The 18104-nt window shown below is 65.9% G+C and carries 16 protein-coding genes; 11 read left to right on the top strand and 5 right to left on the bottom strand.

The window, feature by feature from the left end; genetic code table 11:
• Positions 1 to 29: 29 nt before the first annotated feature.
• Complete coding sequence (locus tag ACW5CM_RS05370) at positions 30 to 1040, bottom strand: FUSC family protein (protein WP_457124389.1); 1011 nt, start codon at positions 1038 to 1040, stop codon at positions 30 to 32.
• A 137-nt stretch (positions 1041 to 1177) separates the two neighbouring features.
• Here ACW5CM_RS05370 and ACW5CM_RS05365 point away from each other — a divergent pair, with 137 nt between their 5' ends.
• Positions 1178 to 2518, top strand: a complete 1341-nt coding sequence (locus tag ACW5CM_RS05365) for a M20/M25/M40 family metallo-hydrolase (RefSeq protein WP_457124388.1) — start codon at positions 1178 to 1180, stop codon at positions 2516 to 2518.
• An 11-nt stretch (positions 2519 to 2529) separates the two neighbouring features.
• Positions 2530 to 3987, top strand: a complete 1458-nt coding sequence (locus ACW5CM_RS05360) for an MFS transporter (protein WP_457124387.1) — start codon at positions 2530 to 2532, stop codon at positions 3985 to 3987.
• Positions 3988 to 4038: 51 nt separating this feature from the next.
• Here ACW5CM_RS05360 and ACW5CM_RS05355 read toward each other — a convergent pair whose 3' ends face one another.
• On the bottom strand, positions 4039 to 4797 hold the full coding sequence (locus ACW5CM_RS05355; protein ID WP_457124386.1) for a siderophore-interacting protein: 759 nt from the start codon (positions 4795 to 4797) through the stop codon (positions 4039 to 4041).
• 83 nt (positions 4798 to 4880) lie between these two features.
• On the opposite strand from ACW5CM_RS05355, the gene ACW5CM_RS05350 reads away from it, so the two are divergent.
• The 4 genes from ACW5CM_RS05350 (at position 4881) to ACW5CM_RS05335 (ending at position 8715) form a co-directional block, all read left to right on the top strand.
• Positions 4881 to 5870: a siderophore ABC transporter substrate-binding protein gene (locus ACW5CM_RS05350; RefSeq protein WP_457124385.1), complete on the top strand. Its 990-nt coding sequence runs from the start codon at positions 4881 to 4883 to the stop codon at positions 5868 to 5870.
• 70 nt (positions 5871 to 5940) lie between these two features.
• Entirely contained in the window at positions 5941 to 6927 is a 987-nt protein-coding gene (locus ACW5CM_RS05345) for an ABC transporter permease (RefSeq protein WP_438255577.1), read from the top strand.
• Entirely contained in the window at positions 6920 to 7963 is a 1044-nt protein-coding gene (locus ACW5CM_RS05340; RefSeq protein ID WP_438255576.1) for an iron chelate uptake ABC transporter family permease subunit, read from the top strand. The genes ACW5CM_RS05345 and ACW5CM_RS05340 overlap by 8 nt, the downstream gene beginning before the upstream one ends.
• The gene (locus ACW5CM_RS05335) at positions 7960 to 8715 is read left to right on the top strand and encodes an iron ABC transporter ATP-binding protein (RefSeq protein ID WP_457124384.1); all 756 of its coding nucleotides are present in this window, start codon (positions 7960 to 7962) and stop codon (positions 8713 to 8715) included. Before ACW5CM_RS05340 ends, ACW5CM_RS05335 begins: the two co-directional genes overlap by 4 nt.
• 9 nt (positions 8716 to 8724) lie before the next feature.
• On the opposite strand, the gene ACW5CM_RS05330 is transcribed toward ACW5CM_RS05335, so the two are convergent.
• From ACW5CM_RS05330 to ACW5CM_RS05320, 3 genes are all read right to left on the bottom strand, one after another.
• Complete coding sequence (locus ACW5CM_RS05330) at positions 8725 to 8934, bottom strand: hypothetical protein (RefSeq protein ID WP_438255574.1); 210 nt, start codon at positions 8932 to 8934, stop codon at positions 8725 to 8727.
• A 68-nt stretch (positions 8935 to 9002) separates the two neighbouring features.
• Positions 9003 to 9959 carry a DNA-3-methyladenine glycosylase family protein gene (locus ACW5CM_RS05325; RefSeq protein WP_457124383.1) on the bottom strand — a complete coding sequence of 319 codons (957 nt, stop codon included), beginning with the start codon at positions 9957 to 9959 and terminating at the stop codon, positions 9003 to 9005.
• 213 nt (positions 9960 to 10172) lie between these two features.
• On the bottom strand, positions 10173 to 10886 hold the full coding sequence (locus tag ACW5CM_RS05320; RefSeq protein WP_457124382.1) for a winged helix family transcriptional regulator: 714 nt from the start codon (positions 10884 to 10886) through the stop codon (positions 10173 to 10175).
• Positions 10887 to 11213: 327 nt separating this feature from the next.
• Here ACW5CM_RS05320 and ACW5CM_RS05315 point away from each other — a divergent pair, with 327 nt between their 5' ends.
• From ACW5CM_RS05315 to ACW5CM_RS05295, 5 genes are all read left to right on the top strand, one after another.
• The gene (locus ACW5CM_RS05315; RefSeq protein WP_438255571.1) at positions 11214 to 11522 is read left to right on the top strand and encodes a GNAT family N-acetyltransferase; all 309 of its coding nucleotides are present in this window, start codon (positions 11214 to 11216) and stop codon (positions 11520 to 11522) included.
• A gap of 57 nt (positions 11523 to 11579) precedes the next feature.
• A complete protein-coding gene (locus ACW5CM_RS05310) occupies positions 11580 to 12047 on the top strand; it encodes a DIP1984 family protein (RefSeq protein WP_439256196.1) in 468 nt (155 codons plus the stop codon).
• Positions 12048 to 12374: 327 nt separating this feature from the next.
• The gene (locus tag ACW5CM_RS05305; protein ID WP_438255569.1) at positions 12375 to 13871 is read left to right on the top strand and encodes an MFS transporter; all 1497 of its coding nucleotides are present in this window, start codon (positions 12375 to 12377) and stop codon (positions 13869 to 13871) included.
• A gap of 58 nt (positions 13872 to 13929) precedes the next feature.
• A complete protein-coding gene (locus tag ACW5CM_RS05300; protein WP_457124381.1) occupies positions 13930 to 15099 on the top strand; it encodes an exonuclease SbcCD subunit D in 1170 nt (389 codons plus the stop codon).
• Positions 15099 to 18080 (top strand): AAA family ATPase, encoded by a 2982-nt coding sequence (locus tag ACW5CM_RS05295; protein ID WP_457124380.1) that lies wholly within the window; start codon positions 15099 to 15101, stop codon positions 18078 to 18080. The genes ACW5CM_RS05300 and ACW5CM_RS05295 overlap by 1 nt, the downstream gene beginning before the upstream one ends.
• Positions 18081 to 18104 lie beyond the last annotated feature (24 nt).

Below are 18104 nucleotides of genomic sequence, written 5' to 3'. Positions count from 1 at the left end.
TACCACCCACTGCGCGCGCTAACGGCCGATTATTGGGTCTCCGGCAGCGTCCTTGCGTGGAGGATGCCGGACGCCGCGCCGAGCGTCGCGCCGACCACGGTGTCGATGATGCGCTCGAGTGCCACGTCCATCGATCCGATCTGGCCCGTGGCGGCTCCTGTCAGCAGTAAAACGAGCGGTGTGATGATCATGAGCGCGAGGGCGTAGTGACGAACCACCACGAGTTCGACCGAGAACTGCATGATGCCCAGCAGGAGCGCAATCCACAGGCCGGACGGATGCAGCAGCGCCAGCAGCGCATAGACTCCGACGCCCAGCACCGTGCCCAGCATCCGGTGCAAGCCGCGCTGCAAGGCGGCCTTGCGCGCGGCGGCTGACCCGATCACCGCGATGGCGGCTCCGACGATCCAGTAGCTGCGACCGGGGTCGACGAAAGAACCGATCACGACCCCGAGTACGGAAACGATGGCCACGCGCAGAAGGAGTATCTTCGCATCGGCGTCCAGCGCCGGCCCGGGCAGCAGCTCGCTCAGCCGGCGCGCGCGTCGGGCGCGCACGCGGGAGATGAGCAGTGGAGATACGGCGACCAGATACGCGAACAGGCACCCGACGGCAACAGCAGCGGTGTACGCGAGCGGCGTGACCTGAGCGTGAGCCACGACCTGGGCTGACAGCCCGAACATCAGCACGAAGAAGAGTGGGCCGGGAGGACCCAGGCTGAATCCGAACGCGAGCCCGGCGCTGATAAGCGCGATGGCAACGACGCCGATGCTGACCAGCCATGGACCTGCGGCGGCGTACGCACCGGCCGTGGCGCTCAGGGTGAGCCCGATGCCGACCAGCGGCAGCACTTTGGCGCGCTCGACCACGGGGGAGGCGCCGGCGAACAGCACAGTGAACGCGCCGGATGCGGCGACATAACCCAGCGTCGGCATACCCAGCAACGTCATCACGACGATCGGCACGGTGAGTCCGATCGCTGCCTGCAGTCCCAGCTGCCATCGAGGGCCACGGGAGGGGGCGAAGGCGAACAGGCTCACGACTCCATTGTCCTCCTGGTGCGTAACGCCGAAGCCCCGCCGCTGGCGTTCCGGTCGCAGTTTATGTCGTCTGGAGGCCGTCATAACGACAGCAATTGCGACCGGAATCATGGCGGTGCACCGGATAGTCTGGCTCGATGACTGCAGTGACAGCGCGGCCGGGCATCGCTGACCGGCTCTCTCGGATGATTCAGCTGCCGACGGTGTCGGCCGAACTGGAGCAGCGCGGCGCGCAGCCGTTCGAGGATTTCGTCACGCTGATCGCAGAACTGTACCCGCTGACGCATGCACAGCTCGCGCTCGAGCGGCACACCGAGTTCGGATTGCTGTTTCATTGGGAAGGCCGCGCCGAGGCATCCGATGGTCCACTCGTGCTCATGGCGCACTACGACGTCGTCCCCGTCGATGAGAGTGACGATTGGACTTACCCGCCCTTCGACGGCGTCATCGCCGACGGTTTTGTATACGGGCGCGGAGCCCTCGACGACAAGGGGCCGCTGATCGTCGTGCTCGAGGCCGTTGAGAACCTCCTTGCCGCAGGCTTCGTGCCCGCGCGTGATGTCTACCTTTCCTTCGGCGGCAACGAAGAGACCTTCGGCGCGGCAGCCGTCGAAATCGCCCGGGTCCTGAAAGACCGCAGAGTCGTGCCATGGCTTGTGCTCGACGAGGGCGGAGCCGTCGTCGACGCCCCTCTCTCATTCGTGCAGGGCCGCGCCGCGATGGTCGGAGTCGGCGAGAAGGGCGTCCTCACCCTGAACCTCAGTACCCGGGGCGAGGGTGGCCATGCTTCTGCACCGCCCACGCTCACCGCGGTCCGGCGCATCGCCCGGGCAGTGAACAGGCTCGGTCCCGGTACCTTCCGCCCCCGCACTCCGAAAGCCATCTCTCGGATGCTGGCGCAATTCGCCGAGCAGGCTACTGGGCCCTCGAGACTGCTGCTGAAAGTGCTGAGTCGGGTGCCGTTTCTCACCGCCCGAGTCTTCGCGGCGCTCGGTGGCGAGCCCGCTGCGATGGTGCGCACCACGGTCGCTGCGACCATGCAGTCCGGCGGAACTGCGGCCAACGTCATCCCGTCGCAGGCATCCGCGACCGTCAATCTGCGCATTGCGCTGGGGGAGAGCGTCGCGGGCGCCGTCGCGCGCGTGCGCAAACGCATCAATGACCCGCTCGTGACCGTGGAGGTTCTCGAGGGCAGCGAACCGTCTCCGGAATCTCCCACGGACAATGCTCAGTTTGCACTGCTCAGCACAGCTCTGGAAGCGTCATTCCCCGGAGTGCGGCCCATTCCGTACGTGATGATGGCGGCGACAGACTCGCGGCACTTTCACCGATACTCGCCCGCCGTTTACCGCTTTGCGCCGCTGGAGATGTCTAACGCCCAGCGTGCGTCGATCCACGGTGTCGATGAGAGCGTCGAGATCGCAACGTTGGAGCGCGGCGAGATCTTCCACCGCGCACTGCTTCAGAACCTGAACTGAACGGACCGCAGATGTCTCGTACTGTCACCCTGGGCGCGCTCGCCTCGATCGTCGGGTTCCTCGCGTTCGTCGAGTTCACCAGCGGCGTCCTGCAGGGCTATTACACGCCGATGCTCACCGACATCGCGCGCCACCTCGGAATTCACGACGCCGACGTGAACTGGTTCGAAGGCACGCAGCTCATGCTTTCCGCGCTCGTCGTGCCGGCCTTCGCGAAACTGGGCGACATGGTCGGGCACAAACGGATGCTGTTGATCTCGACGGCTCTCACAGCAGCTGCCGCGCTGGCACTGCCCTTCACGGAATCGTTCTGGGTGTTCCTTGTCGCATGGACGCTGATGGGCTTCTACGTCGTCTGGCTGCCGCTGGAGATCGCACTCATCTGGTCGCGGGCGCGCCGCAGGGAGGGGCGGTCGATCATCACGGCGCGTGCAGCCGGACTGCTCGTGGCCGCGCTCGAAACCGGAGCCATCACCGGAGCGCTCATCGGCGGTGCGCTCATCGACGTGCTGCCCCTGACGATCGTGCTGCTGATTCCCGCCCTGCTCGTCGTGGTCTGCTTCTTCGTGATCCTGTTCGGGGTGAAGGAATCACCGGAATCCACCGGCGGGGTGCTCGACACCGTCGGGCTCGTGCTGATCTCGATTGCCCTGATCTGCTTCACCGGCGGGCTCAGCCTGCTGCGCCTCGATGGCGGTCTCGTCAACGTCTGGTCGTGGGCCGTAGTCGTGCTCGGGCTGCTGCTCATCGTGCCGTTCGTGCTGTGGGAACTGCGCCACGATGACCCGCTGATCGATGTGCGGATGTTCCGCTCGCCCGCGCTCGGTCCGGTATTCCTCACCGCCGGTCTGTTCGGCGTCAGCGTGCTCGGAGCGCAGGCACCGCTGTCGACCTTTGCGCGGACCGATCCCACTGTCTACGGCTACGGACTGGGAACGTCGGGCTTTGCGACCTCGCTCATCATTGGCATCTACCTGATCGGCATGATCGCCGGTGCGTTGCTGTTCCCTGTGGTTGCGCGGCTTGCGACACCGCGCAACGCTCTCATCGGAGCATCCGTTCTGGTGGGCATCGGGTTCATGTTGTTCCTGCCGTTCCACGACACCTATGCGCAGGTGATCACGAACATGGTGATTGTCGGCCTCGGCTCCGGAGCGCTCGTGGCGGCGTTGCCGGCGGCTGCGGCATCCGCTGCACCGGCGACGCAGACCGGCGTCGCCACGGGGCTGACCAATTCGGTCAAAACCGTGGGCGGGGCGATCGCCTCGTGCGTGTTCGGTATCGCGTTGCTCGGCGGAGTCGCTGGGACGGCTGCAGGAGCCGAAGGTACGGCGGGCTCGCTGGTTGGCTACTTCACGGTGTGGGCAGTGTGCGGTGCCACCGCACTCGCCGCGGCGGTGCTGCTGCTATTCGTGCCCAAGCAGGCCTTCACCGACCGTGTCGTAGAGGCTGCATCGCCCGCGCCCTGAGGCGGGTTCCCTTCCGCCGGCTCACGGGCCCGCAGCGTCAGGCCTGCAGCGTCAGTGCGGAGCGTGATACTCCGGCTCGTCACGCTTCCAATAGCCCTTCACAACAGCCTGCTTCGGGTCGACGCCCCAGCGCCCGAGCAGAGCGCGTCCGGGCTTCACGATTTGCTGCTCGGCGGCGATGAAGACGAACGGGTTTTCGCCCGGAGCATCCATCACACCATCGATGAAGGAGATGAGCGAAGACCCGGCCGGCGCATCTCCACGATGCACCCACTCGACCGTGACGGGAGCATCGAGCGGGATCTCGTCCTCTGAGCCGCGCACCTCGATGACGATGCGTGCCGGCTGATTCTCGATCAGCGCCGCGAATCGGCGGATTGCCGGGATCGCCGTCTCGTCGCCGGCGAGGAACCATGAGCCGGGTGTGCCGGTGATGACCGCTGATCCGCGGGGGCCGCCCACGCCGATCTTCGAGCCGATGGGGGCATTGGCTGCCCAGACCGAGGCCACGCCTTCGCCTCCGTGAACGGCGAATTCGACTTCGAGCCAGTTCTCGGCCCACACCAGCGGGGTGTATTCGCGGCTGGGGGCAGCGCGCAGCTCCTCGACGGTGTCCGGCATTTCATCCGGGAAGAACAGGCGCATGTGATCATCGCTGCCGGGGGAGGCAAAGCCATACAGATCATCGCCCTCCAACCGCACGCGTACGTAGTTCGGCGCGACCTCTTCCCGTGCCGTGAGCGTGACGACCCGGAAGTGCAGATCGAGCGGATGACGCTCCAGAGAAAAGGAAGATTTCGATTCGGCCATAAAGTTAGGCTAGCCTACATAACGAGCAGTTGAGGTAAGCCTTACCTAGCCGTCAGATCCCTCTCTTCCATACAAGGAGCTTCATGTCTTCACGCCCGCTGGCCGCAGCGTCCCTCGTCCTCGTGTCCGCACTCACACTCGCAGCCTGTGCAGCGAGCCCTGCCGCAGAAGCCGAAGCGCCCAGCTCCGCAGACGAGCCGACCACGGTGACGGTTGAAGACAACAACGGTGAGCACACGATCGACCTTCCGCTCGCGTCGATCGTCGCAACCGACAACCGCACCTTCGAGACGCTCGAATCATGGGGCGTCGAACTGACCGCGGCTGCCGTCTCGCTCATGCCGAACACGAACTCCTACACGGAGGACGAGACGATCATCGACCTCGGCAGCCACCGCGAGCCGAACCTCGAAGCGGTCGTCGCGGTCGAGCCCGACCTCATCATCAATGGCCAGCGCTTCGCGCAGTTCCACGACGACTTCGTCTCGTACGCGCCGGATGCCGTCGTGCTCGAACTCGACCCGCGCGAGGGCGAGCCGTTCGAGGAAGAGCTCAAGCGTCAGACCACCATCCTGGGCGAAGTGTTCGGCAAGCAGGCCGAAGCGAAGGCCCTCAACGACGCCCTGGACGCGGCCATCGAGCGGGTCGCGGCGGCATACGACGACGCGGAAACCGTCATGGCCGTCACAACCTCGGGCGGAGAGATCGGCTACATCGCCCCGCATGTCGGACGCGCGCTCGGCCCGGTCTTCGATTTCGCCGGACTCACTCCTGCGCTTGAGGTTGCTGAAGCCACTGACGACCACCAGGGTGACGACATCGCCGTCGAGGCGATCGCCGATTCCAACCCGGACTGGATCCTCGTGATGGACCGGGATGCCGCAGTCGGCGCTGACGACCCGAACTTCTCGCCCGCCGCTGACGTCCTCGAGAACTCGGAGGCACTGGCCAAGGTCACCGCCGTCGTCGAGGGAAACATCATCTACATGCCCGCTGACACCTACACGAACGAGGGCATCCAGACCTACACCGAGTTCCTGGAATCCTTCGCGGACGCACTCGAAGGAAACTGATCTCAGCGCAAGTGTGGGGCCGGTGCGTGCACGACCGCCCCCACACCTGCGAGACAATAAGAGAAACACCATGATGCGAACGACTCTGAGCCCGACGCCGCGAACGCGCGGTCGGCTCTTCGACCCCAAGCTCGTGATCGGGATCGTCGTTGTCGCTCTGCTGCTGGTCGTGTCGTTGTTCGTCGGGGTCTACGACATCTTCGGCGCGGATGACGGCGCCGAGATGTTCGCCATCACTCGCATCCCGCGCACCGCGGCCCTCATGCTCGCCGGAGCGGCGATGGCCATGTCCGGTCTGGTGATGCAGCTACTGACGCAGAACCGTTTCGTCGAACCGACCACCACCGGCACCACCGAATGGGCGGGCCTCGGACTGCTCGCCGTGATGATCATCTTCCCGACGGCCGGCATCGTGCCCAAGATGACCGGCGCGATCATCGCCGCATTCATCGGCACGATGGTCTTCTTCCTGTTCCTGCGGCGGGTGTCGCTGCGCTCGTCTCTGATCGTGCCGATCGTAGGGATCATGCTCGGCGCGGTCGTCGGCTCGATATCCACCTTCATCGCCCTGCAGACCGACATGCTGCAGAGTCTCGGCGTCTGGTTCGCCGGCAGCTTCACCTCGGTGCTGCGCGGACAATACGAGGCATTGTGGATCGTGGCCATCGTCGGCGTCGTCATCTTCATCGTCGCCGACCGCTTCACTGTCGCTGGCCTGGGCGAGGAGATCTCCACCAACGTCGGCCTCAATTACAACCGCGTCGTGCTGCTGGGCACCGCCCTGATCGCGGTTGCCACCGGTGTCGTCACCGTCATCGTAGGCAACCTTCCGTTCCTCGGACTGATCGTGCCGAACATCATCTCGATGATCCGCGGAGACGATCTGCGCAGCAACCTGCCCTGGGTCTGCCTGCTCGGCATCGCCATCGTCACAGTGTGCGACATCATCGGTCGCACGATCATCATGCCGTTCGAGGTCCCTGTCTCACTGATCCTCGGTGTCGTCGGATCGCTCGTGTTCATCGCCCTTCTGCTGAAACAGCGCCGTCGTGCTTAGGGCCGTCGATTCCGCACGCGCCCCGCGGCTGGCCGAGCGCCGTTCAGGCCCGCTGCCGAGCGGACGCGCCAGGCGCAGATACTTCACGATCCTCGGCATCCTGATCGCGCTCGCGGCATTCTTCGCCATCGGGATCCTGGTGTGGGACAACCCGGTGCCCTTCGGCACCGACGGATTCTGGCGCATCACGCAGATGCGCACCACGAGCATCATCGTGATGCTGGTCGTCGCGTTCTGCCAGGCGATCGCGACGGTCAGCTTCCAAACTGCCACCGAGAACCGCATCATCACCCCGTCGATCATGGGATTCGAGGCGCTGTACGTCGCCGTGCAGACAGCCGCGGTCTACTTCCTCGGGGTCACCGGACTCGTGATGCTGCAGGGTAACGCCCAGTTCGTGTTGCAGATCGTGGTGATGGTCGCGCTGTCAGTGCTGCTCTACGGGTGGTTGCTCTCGGGTCGCTACGCCAACCTGCAGGTGATGCTGCTGATCGGCATCATCATCGGCGGCGGGCTCGGATCGGTGTCGGCGTTCATGCAGCGCCTGCTCACACCCAGCGAGTTCGACGTGCTCACCGCCCAGATGTTCGGCAGCATCTCCAACGCCGACCCTGAGCAGTTGCCCATTGCGATCCCGCTGTGCCTGGTGGCCGGCATCCTGCTCTGGATGAACGCCAAGCGACTCAACCTGCTCGCGCTCGGCAAGGACATCACGACAAACCTCGGGCTGAACCATCGGCGTGAGCTCATTCGCGTGCTGCTGCTGGTGTCGATTCTGATGGCGGTGTCGACGGCGCTGGTGGGACCGATGACGTTCCTCGGATTCCTCGTGGCGACGTTGGCTTACCAGTTCGCCGACACATACGACCACCGGTATATCTTCCCGATCTCCGTGCTGACCGGCTTCGTCGTGCTCGCCGGAGCATCGTTCGTGATGAAGCACCTCTTCTACGCGCAGGGCGTCGTCTCGATCATCATCGAGCTCGTCGGGGGCGCGCTCTTCCTCATCGTGATCCTCAGAAAGGGTCGACTGTGATCACTCTTACCGACGTCCGCAAGCAGTACAGCGACACCGTCTCGATCGGTCCCGTCGACCTGCAGATTCCGGCCGGGGGAGTCACTGCCCTGGTCGGGCCGAACGGCGCCGGCAAGTCGACACTGCTGACCATGATCGGTCGATTGCTGGGCCTGGACGAGGGGACGATCGAGATCGGCGGGTACGACGTCGTCAGCACGCCCTCGAAGGATCTCGCCAAGATCGTGTCGGTGCTGCGCCAGGAGAACCACTTCATCACCCGACTCACGGTTCGCCAGCTCGTCGGTTTCGGCAGATTCCCACACTCGAAGGGGCGGCTCAACGTCGAGGACGAGCGGGTGATCAGCGAGGCGATCGAGTTCCTCGGTTTATCTGATCTTGAGACCCGGTACCTCGACGAACTCTCCGGCGGACAGCGCCAGCGAGCGTATGTCGCGATGGTGCTCGCCCAGGACACTGATTACGTGCTGCTGGATGAGCCGCTGAACAACCTCGACATGCGCCACTCGGTGCAGATGATGCAGCACCTGCGGCGCGCGGCTGCTGAGCTCGGACGCACGATCGTGATCGTGCTGCACGACATCAATTTCGCGGGACACTATGCCGATCACATCTGTGCGGTCAAGGACGGCAAGGTCGTGCAGTTCGGTGCACCGGACGAGATCATGACGGATGCTGTGCTCAGCGACGTCTTCGACACCCCAGTACAGGTGATCGACGGTCCGCGCGGGCGGCTTGCGGTCTACTACTGAGGGCTGCGCTTAGAGTTCGATGCCGCGAGACTCGTCGTTCACGCCGCTGTTTCCGCCCTTGCGGGACTCCGCGGCGATCAGCCAGATCAGCGACACGATCAGCGCGAGCAGCAGCCCGAGCCAGACGTTCTGCAGGACCAGCCCGATCACCAACCCGAGGATGAACAGCGCGATGGTGCCGCCGAGCCAGGTCCAGCGTTGCTTCTTCGTTGCCGCCATGGCCCCAGCATAGGGGGAAGCGCGTTTCCGTGCCGTGGTGCGGCGTGGCGTTGGCGCGAGGGATTCGTCTAGCGCCGGCGATGGTCCTCGGGTGCGAGGCGCGGTCCACGGCGTGCTTCGCGTACGCCGCTGGCGAGGATGAGGCGGATGACCCGGTGGCGGTGGCCTGCCCACGGCTCAAGGAGCGCCAGCATCCCGTCATCGTCGGCGCGTGCGCCGGTCAGTGCGAAGCCGACCTCGTGGGCGAGGTGGTAGTCACCGACGCTCACGGCGTCCGGATCGCCGAGGGCGCGCACGCGGGTTTCGGATGCGGTCCAGGGGCCGATTCCCGGCAGGCTGGTGAGAACACGGTCGCGATCGGCGCCGGTGGGAGCTGCGAGCACGGCATCGGCGATGCGCTGCCCTCGTTCGGCCGCGCGCACCAGCGCACGTGACTGCGGCGGCTCGACGCCGGCTTGATGCCAGTCCCATGACGGGATGCCGTGCCAGCCGGCGACGGTCGGCGGTGCGAACATCGCGCGCGGCGTCGGGCCGGGGGCCTGCTCACCGAAGCGGGTGACGAGCACACGCCAGGCTCCGAACGCCTGGAACGACGTCACCTTCTGCTCGATGACGGCGCTCGCGAAGGCGTCGAAGACGAGGTCGGTGCGGGTGAGGCGGAGCCCGGCGTGACGGCGCGCAGCCTCGGCGATGAGCGGATGCAGCGATGCGTCGAAGCCGGCCGGATCGTCGTCGGCACCGCACAGCGCCGGAAGCTGTGTCAGGGCCCACTCAGCACCAGGACCCCAGGCGGTGGCATGCACGCCCTCCGTGCTCTGCCGCAGTGCCAACGTCGCGATGCCCTGCGGGGTGCGCGAGGCACGCCACAGCGTGGTGCCGTGGACGAGCATCGTCGGATCTTTCGGTCCGCGCATGAGAGCGCGGACCGTGCGGAACATGTTCAGCGGGTGCGGGGGCCGATACTCCGCCGTCAACGGCGGGGCCGACGCGGCAGCGGGGGCCGTGGCATCCGCTGTCGTGGTCATGCAGATACCCTACGTCCGGTCTCTGACAGTGCTCGTTGCCGTCGCACCGTCTCCGGTTGCCGTGGCCCCGGTGCACAACTCCTGAACTTTGGGCTGGAACGGTCCGGATCCGGCCGGTTTTCGCTCCGAGCGGCCCAATCTTCAGGAGTTATGGTCGAGGAGGCGGGCTGGCCGATCAGGCCGACTGCCGGGTCGAACTGCCCGCCGACAGCCTCAGAAGCGGTCGGGCGAAGGCGTGCCGTGTCCGTAGCGGATGGCAACATCGGCGTGACGGTCGAACCGGTAGCCGACACCGCGGACGGTGCGCACGATGTCCTCGTAACGGCCGAGCTTCGCGCGCAGGCGCCGCACGTGCACGTCGATGGTGCGCTCGCCAGGGGTCTCGTCATCCGGCGACTGCCAGAGCGCAGAAACCAGCTCCGTGCGCTCGATCGTGCGGCCTTCGCGCAGAACGAGATACTGCAGCAGCTCGAACTCTTTGTAGGTGAACGCAGCGGAATCGCCGTCGATCAGAACGCGCTTGCGGGAGATGTCGACGGTAACGCCGTAGTTCTCGTCCTGCTCCTCATCCTCGGCCGCCTTGGAACGGGCGATCGCGCCCGGTTCCTGCAGGGCGAGGCGGACGACATCGAGGTCGCGTCCACCGGCACCGTGCGGTGCGAGGGCGACGGTGGCGTGCGTCTCAGCTCCAGGAGCGAGCTCGGCGAGCGTGCGGCGCAGTGCGTCGACAAGCACCGGCAGGCTCACACCGGCTTCGGCGGCCTTGATCTCGTCGAGACCGACGTAGAGGGCGAAGCCGCGCGGCGAACGGGTGGCGGGAAGATCAGCGGCAGTCGGCGCAACGGCGGCAGGCACTGCCGGCGGCTGGACGACACGAAGGTGCGCGGCGGAAGTAACGGGACGCTCGAGGAGTGCAGTATTCGACATGATGATGAAGTCCTTGTGAGGGTGAGCTGATACAGCTCTGATGTGTTGCATGAATGACCGGAAAGGCCGGGAACGAGCACAAGGGGTGGATGCTCGGGGGCTCAGAATTCGCAGATGGCGATTCCGTCGAGCCAGACGGGTTGGCTGGGGTCAGCTACACATTCGGCAACACATGCCAACGCAGCCGGGCATCATCATCCCGGCAGTCCTGTTCGCCTCCTGGGCGGACAAAGGGCGCGCGTTGGTGGTCATGGGGGGATTATTACTGACGATGTCGTCTCGTGTCAAAACGAGTCCCTGCGTGTCGGTGTGGCCTACCGTGTAGAGATGAGTGAATCCACGATGATTGACGGTTTCCTTCTCACCGACGAAAAGGATGCTTCGCGCTACACGCTCACCCGAGACGGAGTGCTCGTCAGCGCTCTTGATTATCGCGACGACGGGGCGACGATCGCGCTCACCAGAGCCTTCACCATCCCGACTTTCCGCGGAAATGGGCATGCTGCCCGTGTGGTCGCCGGTGCCGTCGCCGATATCGAGAACCGCGGCGATCGCAAGGTCGACCCGGTCTGTTGGTACGTCGCCGAGTGGTTCGAACAGCACCCCGCACACGCCGGGCTGCTGCGCCGGCGCTGAGCGCTCAGGTGTGTGACCTTCTATTACGCATCGTGTGGCGTCTGCAAAGATGAGGGCATGAAACTCGCTGAGGCACTGACGGCCAGAGCAGACCTGCAGCGCCGCTTCGAACAGCTGCGCGCACGCATCACCGCGAACGCCCGCTACCAGGAGGGCGAGGAGCCTGCAGAGGATGCCGCAGCACTGCTGGGTGAAGCCGAAGCCGACCTCGGTCAGTTGCGCGATCTCATCCGGCGGATCAACGCGACCAACTCCCGGCTCTCCCTCGGCGCGGACGGGACAATGACCGATGCGCTCGCCGCGCGCGATGTGCTGCGCCTGCAGCATTCTTTATTGGCGGATGCTGCGGCCGCAGCATCCGGAACCAACTCCGTCGGCATGCGCCAGATGCGATCAGAACTGCGGCAGATCGCAGCGCTCCCTGTCTCAGAAGTGCGCGCGGCGGCCGACGGCGTCGCGCAGGAACTGCGCGAGCTGGACAATCGGATTCAGCAGGCCAACTGGACGCACGACCTGGAGGAATAGAGCGGAAGTCGGTAGCCACGACGAAGCGGGCACAAGCCCTGCCGGAGGGTCAATTCCGGCTCCTGTAGGGCGGAGGGCAGTCCAGATCTCGCATCGCGCAGCCCCGCACGCCGCACAGGTGAAAGTGCAACGCGCACACTGTATGACCACGTGTCGATCGTCGCGGTGAGGGTGGGTCAGGGGACCTTCCGGCTCGAATCCACAGCTTGGCCTCAGATACAATGGAACTCTGCTCAGCACCGTTAGCTGAGGCGGTCAGCCTCTGAACGGAAGCTGGTCCGAGGCTTGAAACCTCCGGCATCCTCACCAGACACCGGAGGTATTTTCATGTCTCAGACCCTGCGCGCCCGCCCCAAAGCCAAATGGTGGGCCCTGTTCGTCATCTCGTTGACCCAGCTCGTCGTCGTCCTCGATGGCACCATCGTCAACATCGCTCTGCCGCAGGCGCAGATCGCTTTGAACATGGATGATCATCTGCGGCAGTGGGTCGTCACCGCCTACGCCCTCGCCTTTGGGGCGCTGCTGCTGCTCGGCGGACGCATCGCCGACTACTGGGGCCGCAAGCGCACGTTCATGGTCGGCATGATCGGCTTCGGCCTGGCGTCGCTGTATGCAGGCTTGGCGACCGCCGGGTGGGAACTCATCCTCGGTCGCGGGCTGCAGGGCGTCTTCGCCGCGATGCTGGCGCCGGCCGCGCTCGCACTGCTGACCACGCTGTTCCCCTCCGGCAAGGAGCGCAACGTCGCCTTCGCCGTGTTCGGAACGGTCGCCGGCACCGGCGCGGCCGTCGGCATGGTGCTCGGTGGATTCCTCACCGAGTTCTTCGACTGGCGCTGGTGTCTGCTGGTGAACCTGTTCTTCTGCGCTGTCGGTATCATCGGCGGCGCGCTGTTCCTCACCGAGAGTAAAGCGGCGGGCGACAAGCGCTACGACCTGTGGGGTGCGCTGCTGGTCACGGCTGGCCTGGCATCCTTCGCGTACGGTTTCAGCCTCGCGGAAACGGGCTGGACCAACCCGTTCACGATCGGCTTCATCGTGCTGGGGCTCATCATCCTCGCGGCGTTCGTGTGGGTTCAGGCGAAGGTCTCGAACCCGCTGCTGCCGCTGCGCGTTGTCGCCAATAAGGTGCGCGGCGGGGCGTTTCTCATTCAGGCCGTCGCCGGCAGCGTCATGATCGGCGCGACGCTGTACCTGACCTTCCACCTGCAGATCGTGCTCGGTATGGGAGCGCTCGAGGCCGGAGTGGCCAGCTTGCCGCTGCCACTGGGAACGATGGTGCTGGCTGGATTCGCGACGAAGATGCTCGGTCAGGTCGGCCCGCGTCCGATGCTCATCGGCGGTCCTCTCGTCGTCGCGGCGGCGCTCGTCTACCTGTCGTTCATCACTGCCGACGGCAACTACTTCGTGCAGGTCGCCCCGGCGCTGCTGGTCATGGGCCTCGGAATGGCGTTCGTCTTCATCCCGTTGCAGAATGTCGCCCTCACAGGGGTAGCGCCGCACGATGCGGGTGTCGCATCCGCCGTCACCAACTCGGCCATGCAGATCGGCGGCTCGGTAGGCCTGTCGATCTTCACGGCGGTCTACGCCGCGATCATCGGCGGTCACGCCCAGGGTGAGGTGGGCCGAGACGTCCTCACGAACGGCTACGGCGGAGTTTTCCTCGCCGCCGCGGTCGGTATGGTGCTGGCATCCGTCGTCGCGTTCACCATGGTGCGCGGGCGCAAGGAGGATCTCCTGCCGCGCGAGCCGATGACGCAGGACGAATCCGTCTCCGAGGACGGTCCCGTTTCCGAGGACACCGGCACCCTCGCACTGGCCAACTGATCGGGATGCCACGGCACGCCTCTGAGGGAATGTCCGCGGCCCTCCGTACGGTGTGAATATGCGAATCCTGCACACCTCCGACTGGCACATCGGCCGCACGTTCCATGGCAACTCGACCATGGATGCGCTGGCTGATGTGCTGTCGGCGCTGGTGCGGCAGGTGGCTGAGCTCTCGACCTCTGAAAACCCAGTGGATGTCGTGATCATCGCCGGCGACGTTTTCGACTCCGCGACTCCGGCAGGCCCCGCGTACACACTGCTCGGGAACACGCTCGTCGCGCTGCATGAGACGGGCGCTCGCGTCATCGTCACCAGCGGGAACCACGATTCTGCTGCACGGCTGGGATTCCAGGCGCAGCTGCTGCGTGACGGCATCCATGTGATGACCGATCCGCTCGCGATCGGTCGGCCGGTGACGATCGACGATGCAGATGGTCCCGTGCACTTCTACGGCATCCCGTACCTCGAGCCAGCGATCGTGCGACAGCACTGGCCCGAGGCCACCCTGCGCACGCAGGCGCAGACCATGGCGCACGCCATGGGTCTGGTGCGAGCCGATTTGGCGTCGCGTGCGGGGCGTTCGGTCGCGATCGCACACTGCTTCGCGGCTGGCGTCGAGGCGACAGACGGCCTCGAACGCGAGGTTCGTCAGGGCGGGCTCGACGTTGTACCGCTGAACGTGTTCGACGGACCTGACTATGTCGCACTCGGCCACATCCACGGGCGACAGACCCTCAGCGAACGCGTGCGATATGCCGGGGCTCCGCTGCACTACAGCTTCGGCGAGCAGCATAAGGAGCGCGGTTCCTGGCTCGTCGACATCGACCGCGTGGGGGCTGTGTCCGCGCAGTGGCTCGCTCTGCCAGTACCGCGCAGGCTCGTGACGCTGACCGGAGCGCTCGACGAAATCCTCTCCGCCGAGAACGTCGCAGCCCACGCCGACGACTGGGTCTGCGCCGTCTACACCGACACTCTCCCACAGGCCGAACCGATGCGGCGCCTGAAAGAGCGATTCCCTTACTGTGCCATGGTGCAGCACGCGCCCGTCGGGGCAGCTGAAACCGAAGAGCGCTCGTACTCGGACCGGCTGAAGACGGCCGTCACCGATACCGAGCGCATCGAGGCCTTCCTCGAGCACGTACGCGCAGGTCACGGGGCCAGCGAGCGCGAAAGCGAGCTGATCGACGAGATCCTCGATGAACGCGTTGCCGCAGAGGCGCTCGTCTAGTGCGTCTGCATCGGCTGGAGATCGAGGGGTTCGGGCCGTTCCTCGACCGGCAGATCGTCGACTTCGACCGCTTCGCTGACGATGGCATCTTCCTCATCGCGGGGCGCACGGGCGCGGGTAAGTCCAGCATTCTGGATGCTGTCTGCTTCGGCCTGTACGGGGGCGTTCCGCGGTACGAAAGCGGTGACAAGCGCCTGCGCAGCGACCACTGCGCTCCGGACGACATCAGCGAGGTCGTCATCGAATTCAGCACCACTGCCGGACGATTCCGGGTGACGCGCTCGCCGGAGTATCTGCGTCCGGCCAAACGCGGTGGCGGCATGACCAAGCAGGTGTCGGCCGTCGCCCTCGAAGAGTGGGTCGACGAGACCTGGGTCGGTATCGCGGCGCGGGCTGTGGACGTGGCAGGCGAGCTCGACATGATCTTGCAGCTCAGTCGCGAACAGTTCCTGCAGGTCATCCTGCTCGCACAGAACCGTTTCGCACGGTTCCTGCTCGCCGACAGTAAGGAGCGCCAGTCGCTGCTGCGCCGGTTGTTCGCGACGGAACGCTTCGAAGACGTGCAGGCGCGATTCGACGAGCGGCGCCGCTCAGCCGAGTATCTCCTGGAGGGGCGTCTGGCGGCTGTCAACGCTGGCCTCCAACAGGCCGAGCGCATGGTGACCAGCACTCAGCTGTGGGGCGAGCATGAGCTCGATCAGGTTTCCAGCGGAACCACCGAGGAGCGCCTCGAGAAGCTTCGGGCTGCGCTCGAGCGCGCCCAGTACCATCTCGAACGCCGAGATGCCGAAGGTGCAGAAGCCGAGACGCGACTCACCGCGGCCGACGCGGCACTGACAACCGCGCGCGAGGAGCAGAACGCGCAACAGAACAGGGACGCGGCCAGGGTTGCGATGCAGCAGCTGGACGCCCAACAGCCCGAGATCGCGGCGGCCCGCACCACCCTGCAGCGTGCCCGGGCAGCAGAAGCGCTGCGCGGCACGATCAGCGCCGCCGATCGTGCCGCGAGCGACCGTGAGAAGGCTGAGGTCGCCGCATGCGCGGCCCGCGAGGCGTGGGCTGCGGCAGAGGTCGAACTCGAGGAGGTCACCGCAGAGACGCTGGAAGTATGGGCGGAACAGCGGACCAGTCAGAGCGGCGAGTGGAAGCGCGCAGCCGAGCTCGAGCAGAACGCCCCGAACCTCGCTGCGCAGAAGACGGATGCTGAGACGCAGGCGGTAGCGGCATCCGAGCTCGTCGATGCGCGCGACGCGGAACGGGCAGAGCTTCCGGCCCGGATCGCCGAGCTGACCGCACAGCGAGACACCGCGAGGCGCAGCGCCGACAGAGCCGACGACCTGGACAGGGCGATGAGCGCCGCGGTGGCACGCCGAGACGCAGCGGTAAAAGCCGAGCGGCTTCGGGCAGATCTCAAGCAGGCGGAGCGGTCGCTCGTGGACGCGAGCAGTGCCCTCGATGATGCACAGCTTGCGCTCACACAGCTGCGCCGCCGCCGTCTGGACGGCTTCGCTGGAGAGCTCGCGACCGCACTGGTGCCGGGGGAAGCATGCTCCGTGTGCGGGGCGACGGAGCATCCCGCGCCGGCCGAGCACAGCGATCCCATTTCGTTGGACGACGTCGCCACCGCCGAAGCCGCGCGTGATGTCGCCGCCAAGGGCGATCGTGAGGCGCTCGATCGCGCAACAGATCTTAAGCGCGAGCTGGCCGTCGTAGACGCGGTGACGGAAGGCCGCACCGCCGTCATCGCCGAAGATGAGCTCACCGCTGCGGCAGCGCTGTGTGCCGAGGCACAGGCAGCCGTCGGCGCACTCGCTGACGCCGAGAAGGCGCTGCGTGAGACGACAGCACGATCGGCGCAGCTTGAGAAGGACCGTGCCGAAGCGGCAGCAGCGTTGTCGCAGGCGCGCGAGGCACTTGCCCTGATCGCGCAGCGCAGCACTGAGGCTGAGGCAGCTGTCGCCGACGCACGCGGCCCCTTCGGATCGGTCGCTGAGCGCATCGCCGCGGTCACCGCGCACGTCGGAACCGCTCGTGCTCTTGCCGATGCGCTGGAGGAAAGCGCCCGGCGGACGACGACACACGCCGAGGCTGTGGCCGAGCAGGAGCTGGCGCTCGATGCATCCGACTTCGACGACGTCACGGCCGCACGTCAGGCGCTGCTACCGGCGGCCGAGCAGCAGGAGCTCGACTCGCGCATCACATCGCACACCGTGCAGCGCGAGAAGCAGCGAGAGCTGCTGCTGGCATTGGAGATGCGCGCGCTTCCCGAGGAACCGATCGACCTCGGCGGGCCCGAGGACGCAGCACGTGCGGCGCGCACGGCATGGACGGCCGCGCTCGACGCCGCAGCGAGAGCGAAGACCACCGTCGAACAGCTCGGCGAACTCATCGAATCAGCCGCAGTGGAATATGCCGCCAGCGCCGAGCAGCAGGCCGATTTCGCGGTGCTCAAGAGCCTCGCTGACACGATCGCCGGGCGCTCCGGAAACACGCACAAGATGACGCTTGAGACGTTCGTCCTCGCCGCGGAACTCGAAGAGATTGTGGCGGCTGCCAACCGACGGCTCAGTGACATGTCGACCGGTCGGTATCAGCTGCAACATTCCGATGCACTCGCAGCCCGTGGCGCGGCATCCGGTCTCGGAATCGTCGTCTTCGATGCCTTCACCGGCCAGACCCGGCCCGCGCAGTCACTGTCCGGCGGCGAGACATTCCTCAGCTCGCTTGCGCTCGCACTCGGACTGGCCGAGGTTGTGACCGCGCGCGCCGGGGGCATCCAACTCGACACGCTCTTCATCGACGAGGGCTTCGGGTCACTGGACGGCGACACTCTCGACGTGGCCATGCGCACGCTCGACGAACTACGCTCCGGGGGACGCACTGTCGGCATCATCAGCCATGTCGAGTCGATGCAAGAGCAGATTCCCGCTCAGCTTCTCGTCGAGCAGACCGACAGCGGCGCCAGCCGGATCAGAGTCTGAGTCTGAGTCTGAGTCTGCAGGATC

This window comes from Microbacterium wangyouchuni (assembly GCF_054072595.1).
The sequence above is the reverse complement of the archived record's forward strand: the minus strand, read 5'-3'. Positions and strand labels throughout refer to the sequence as shown.

Excerpts from the sequence above, each read along its gene's own strand:
- ACW5CM_RS05365 (WP_457124388.1), top strand. The coding sequence starts at position 1,178 with ATGACTGCAGTGACAGCGCGGCCGGGCATCGCTGACCGGCTCTCTCGG.
- ACW5CM_RS05360 (WP_457124387.1), top strand. The coding sequence starts at position 2,530 with ATGTCTCGTACTGTCACCCTGGGCGCGCTCGCCTCGATCGTCGGGTTC.
- ACW5CM_RS05355 (WP_457124386.1), bottom strand. The coding sequence starts at position 4,797 with ATGGCCGAATCGAAATCTTCCTTTTCTCTGGAGCGTCATCCGCTCGAT.
- ACW5CM_RS05350 (WP_457124385.1), top strand. The coding sequence starts at position 4,881 with ATGTCTTCACGCCCGCTGGCCGCAGCGTCCCTCGTCCTCGTGTCCGCA.
- ACW5CM_RS05345 (WP_438255577.1), top strand. The coding sequence starts at position 5,941 with ATGATGCGAACGACTCTGAGCCCGACGCCGCGAACGCGCGGTCGGCTC.
- ACW5CM_RS05330 (WP_438255574.1), bottom strand. The coding sequence starts at position 8,934 with ATGGCGGCAACGAAGAAGCAACGCTGGACCTGGCTCGGCGGCACCATC.
- ACW5CM_RS05325 (WP_457124383.1), bottom strand. The coding sequence starts at position 9,959 with ATGACCACGACAGCGGATGCCACGGCCCCCGCTGCCGCGTCGGCCCCG.
- ACW5CM_RS05320 (WP_457124382.1), bottom strand. The coding sequence starts at position 10,886 with ATGTCGAATACTGCACTCCTCGAGCGTCCCGTTACTTCCGCCGCGCAC.
- ACW5CM_RS05315 (WP_438255571.1), top strand. The coding sequence starts at position 11,214 with ATGAGTGAATCCACGATGATTGACGGTTTCCTTCTCACCGACGAAAAG.
- ACW5CM_RS05310 (WP_439256196.1), top strand. The coding sequence starts at position 11,580 with ATGAAACTCGCTGAGGCACTGACGGCCAGAGCAGACCTGCAGCGCCGC.
- ACW5CM_RS05305 (WP_438255569.1), top strand. The coding sequence starts at position 12,375 with ATGTCTCAGACCCTGCGCGCCCGCCCCAAAGCCAAATGGTGGGCCCTG.
- ACW5CM_RS05300 (WP_457124381.1), top strand. The coding sequence starts at position 13,930 with ATGCGAATCCTGCACACCTCCGACTGGCACATCGGCCGCACGTTCCAT.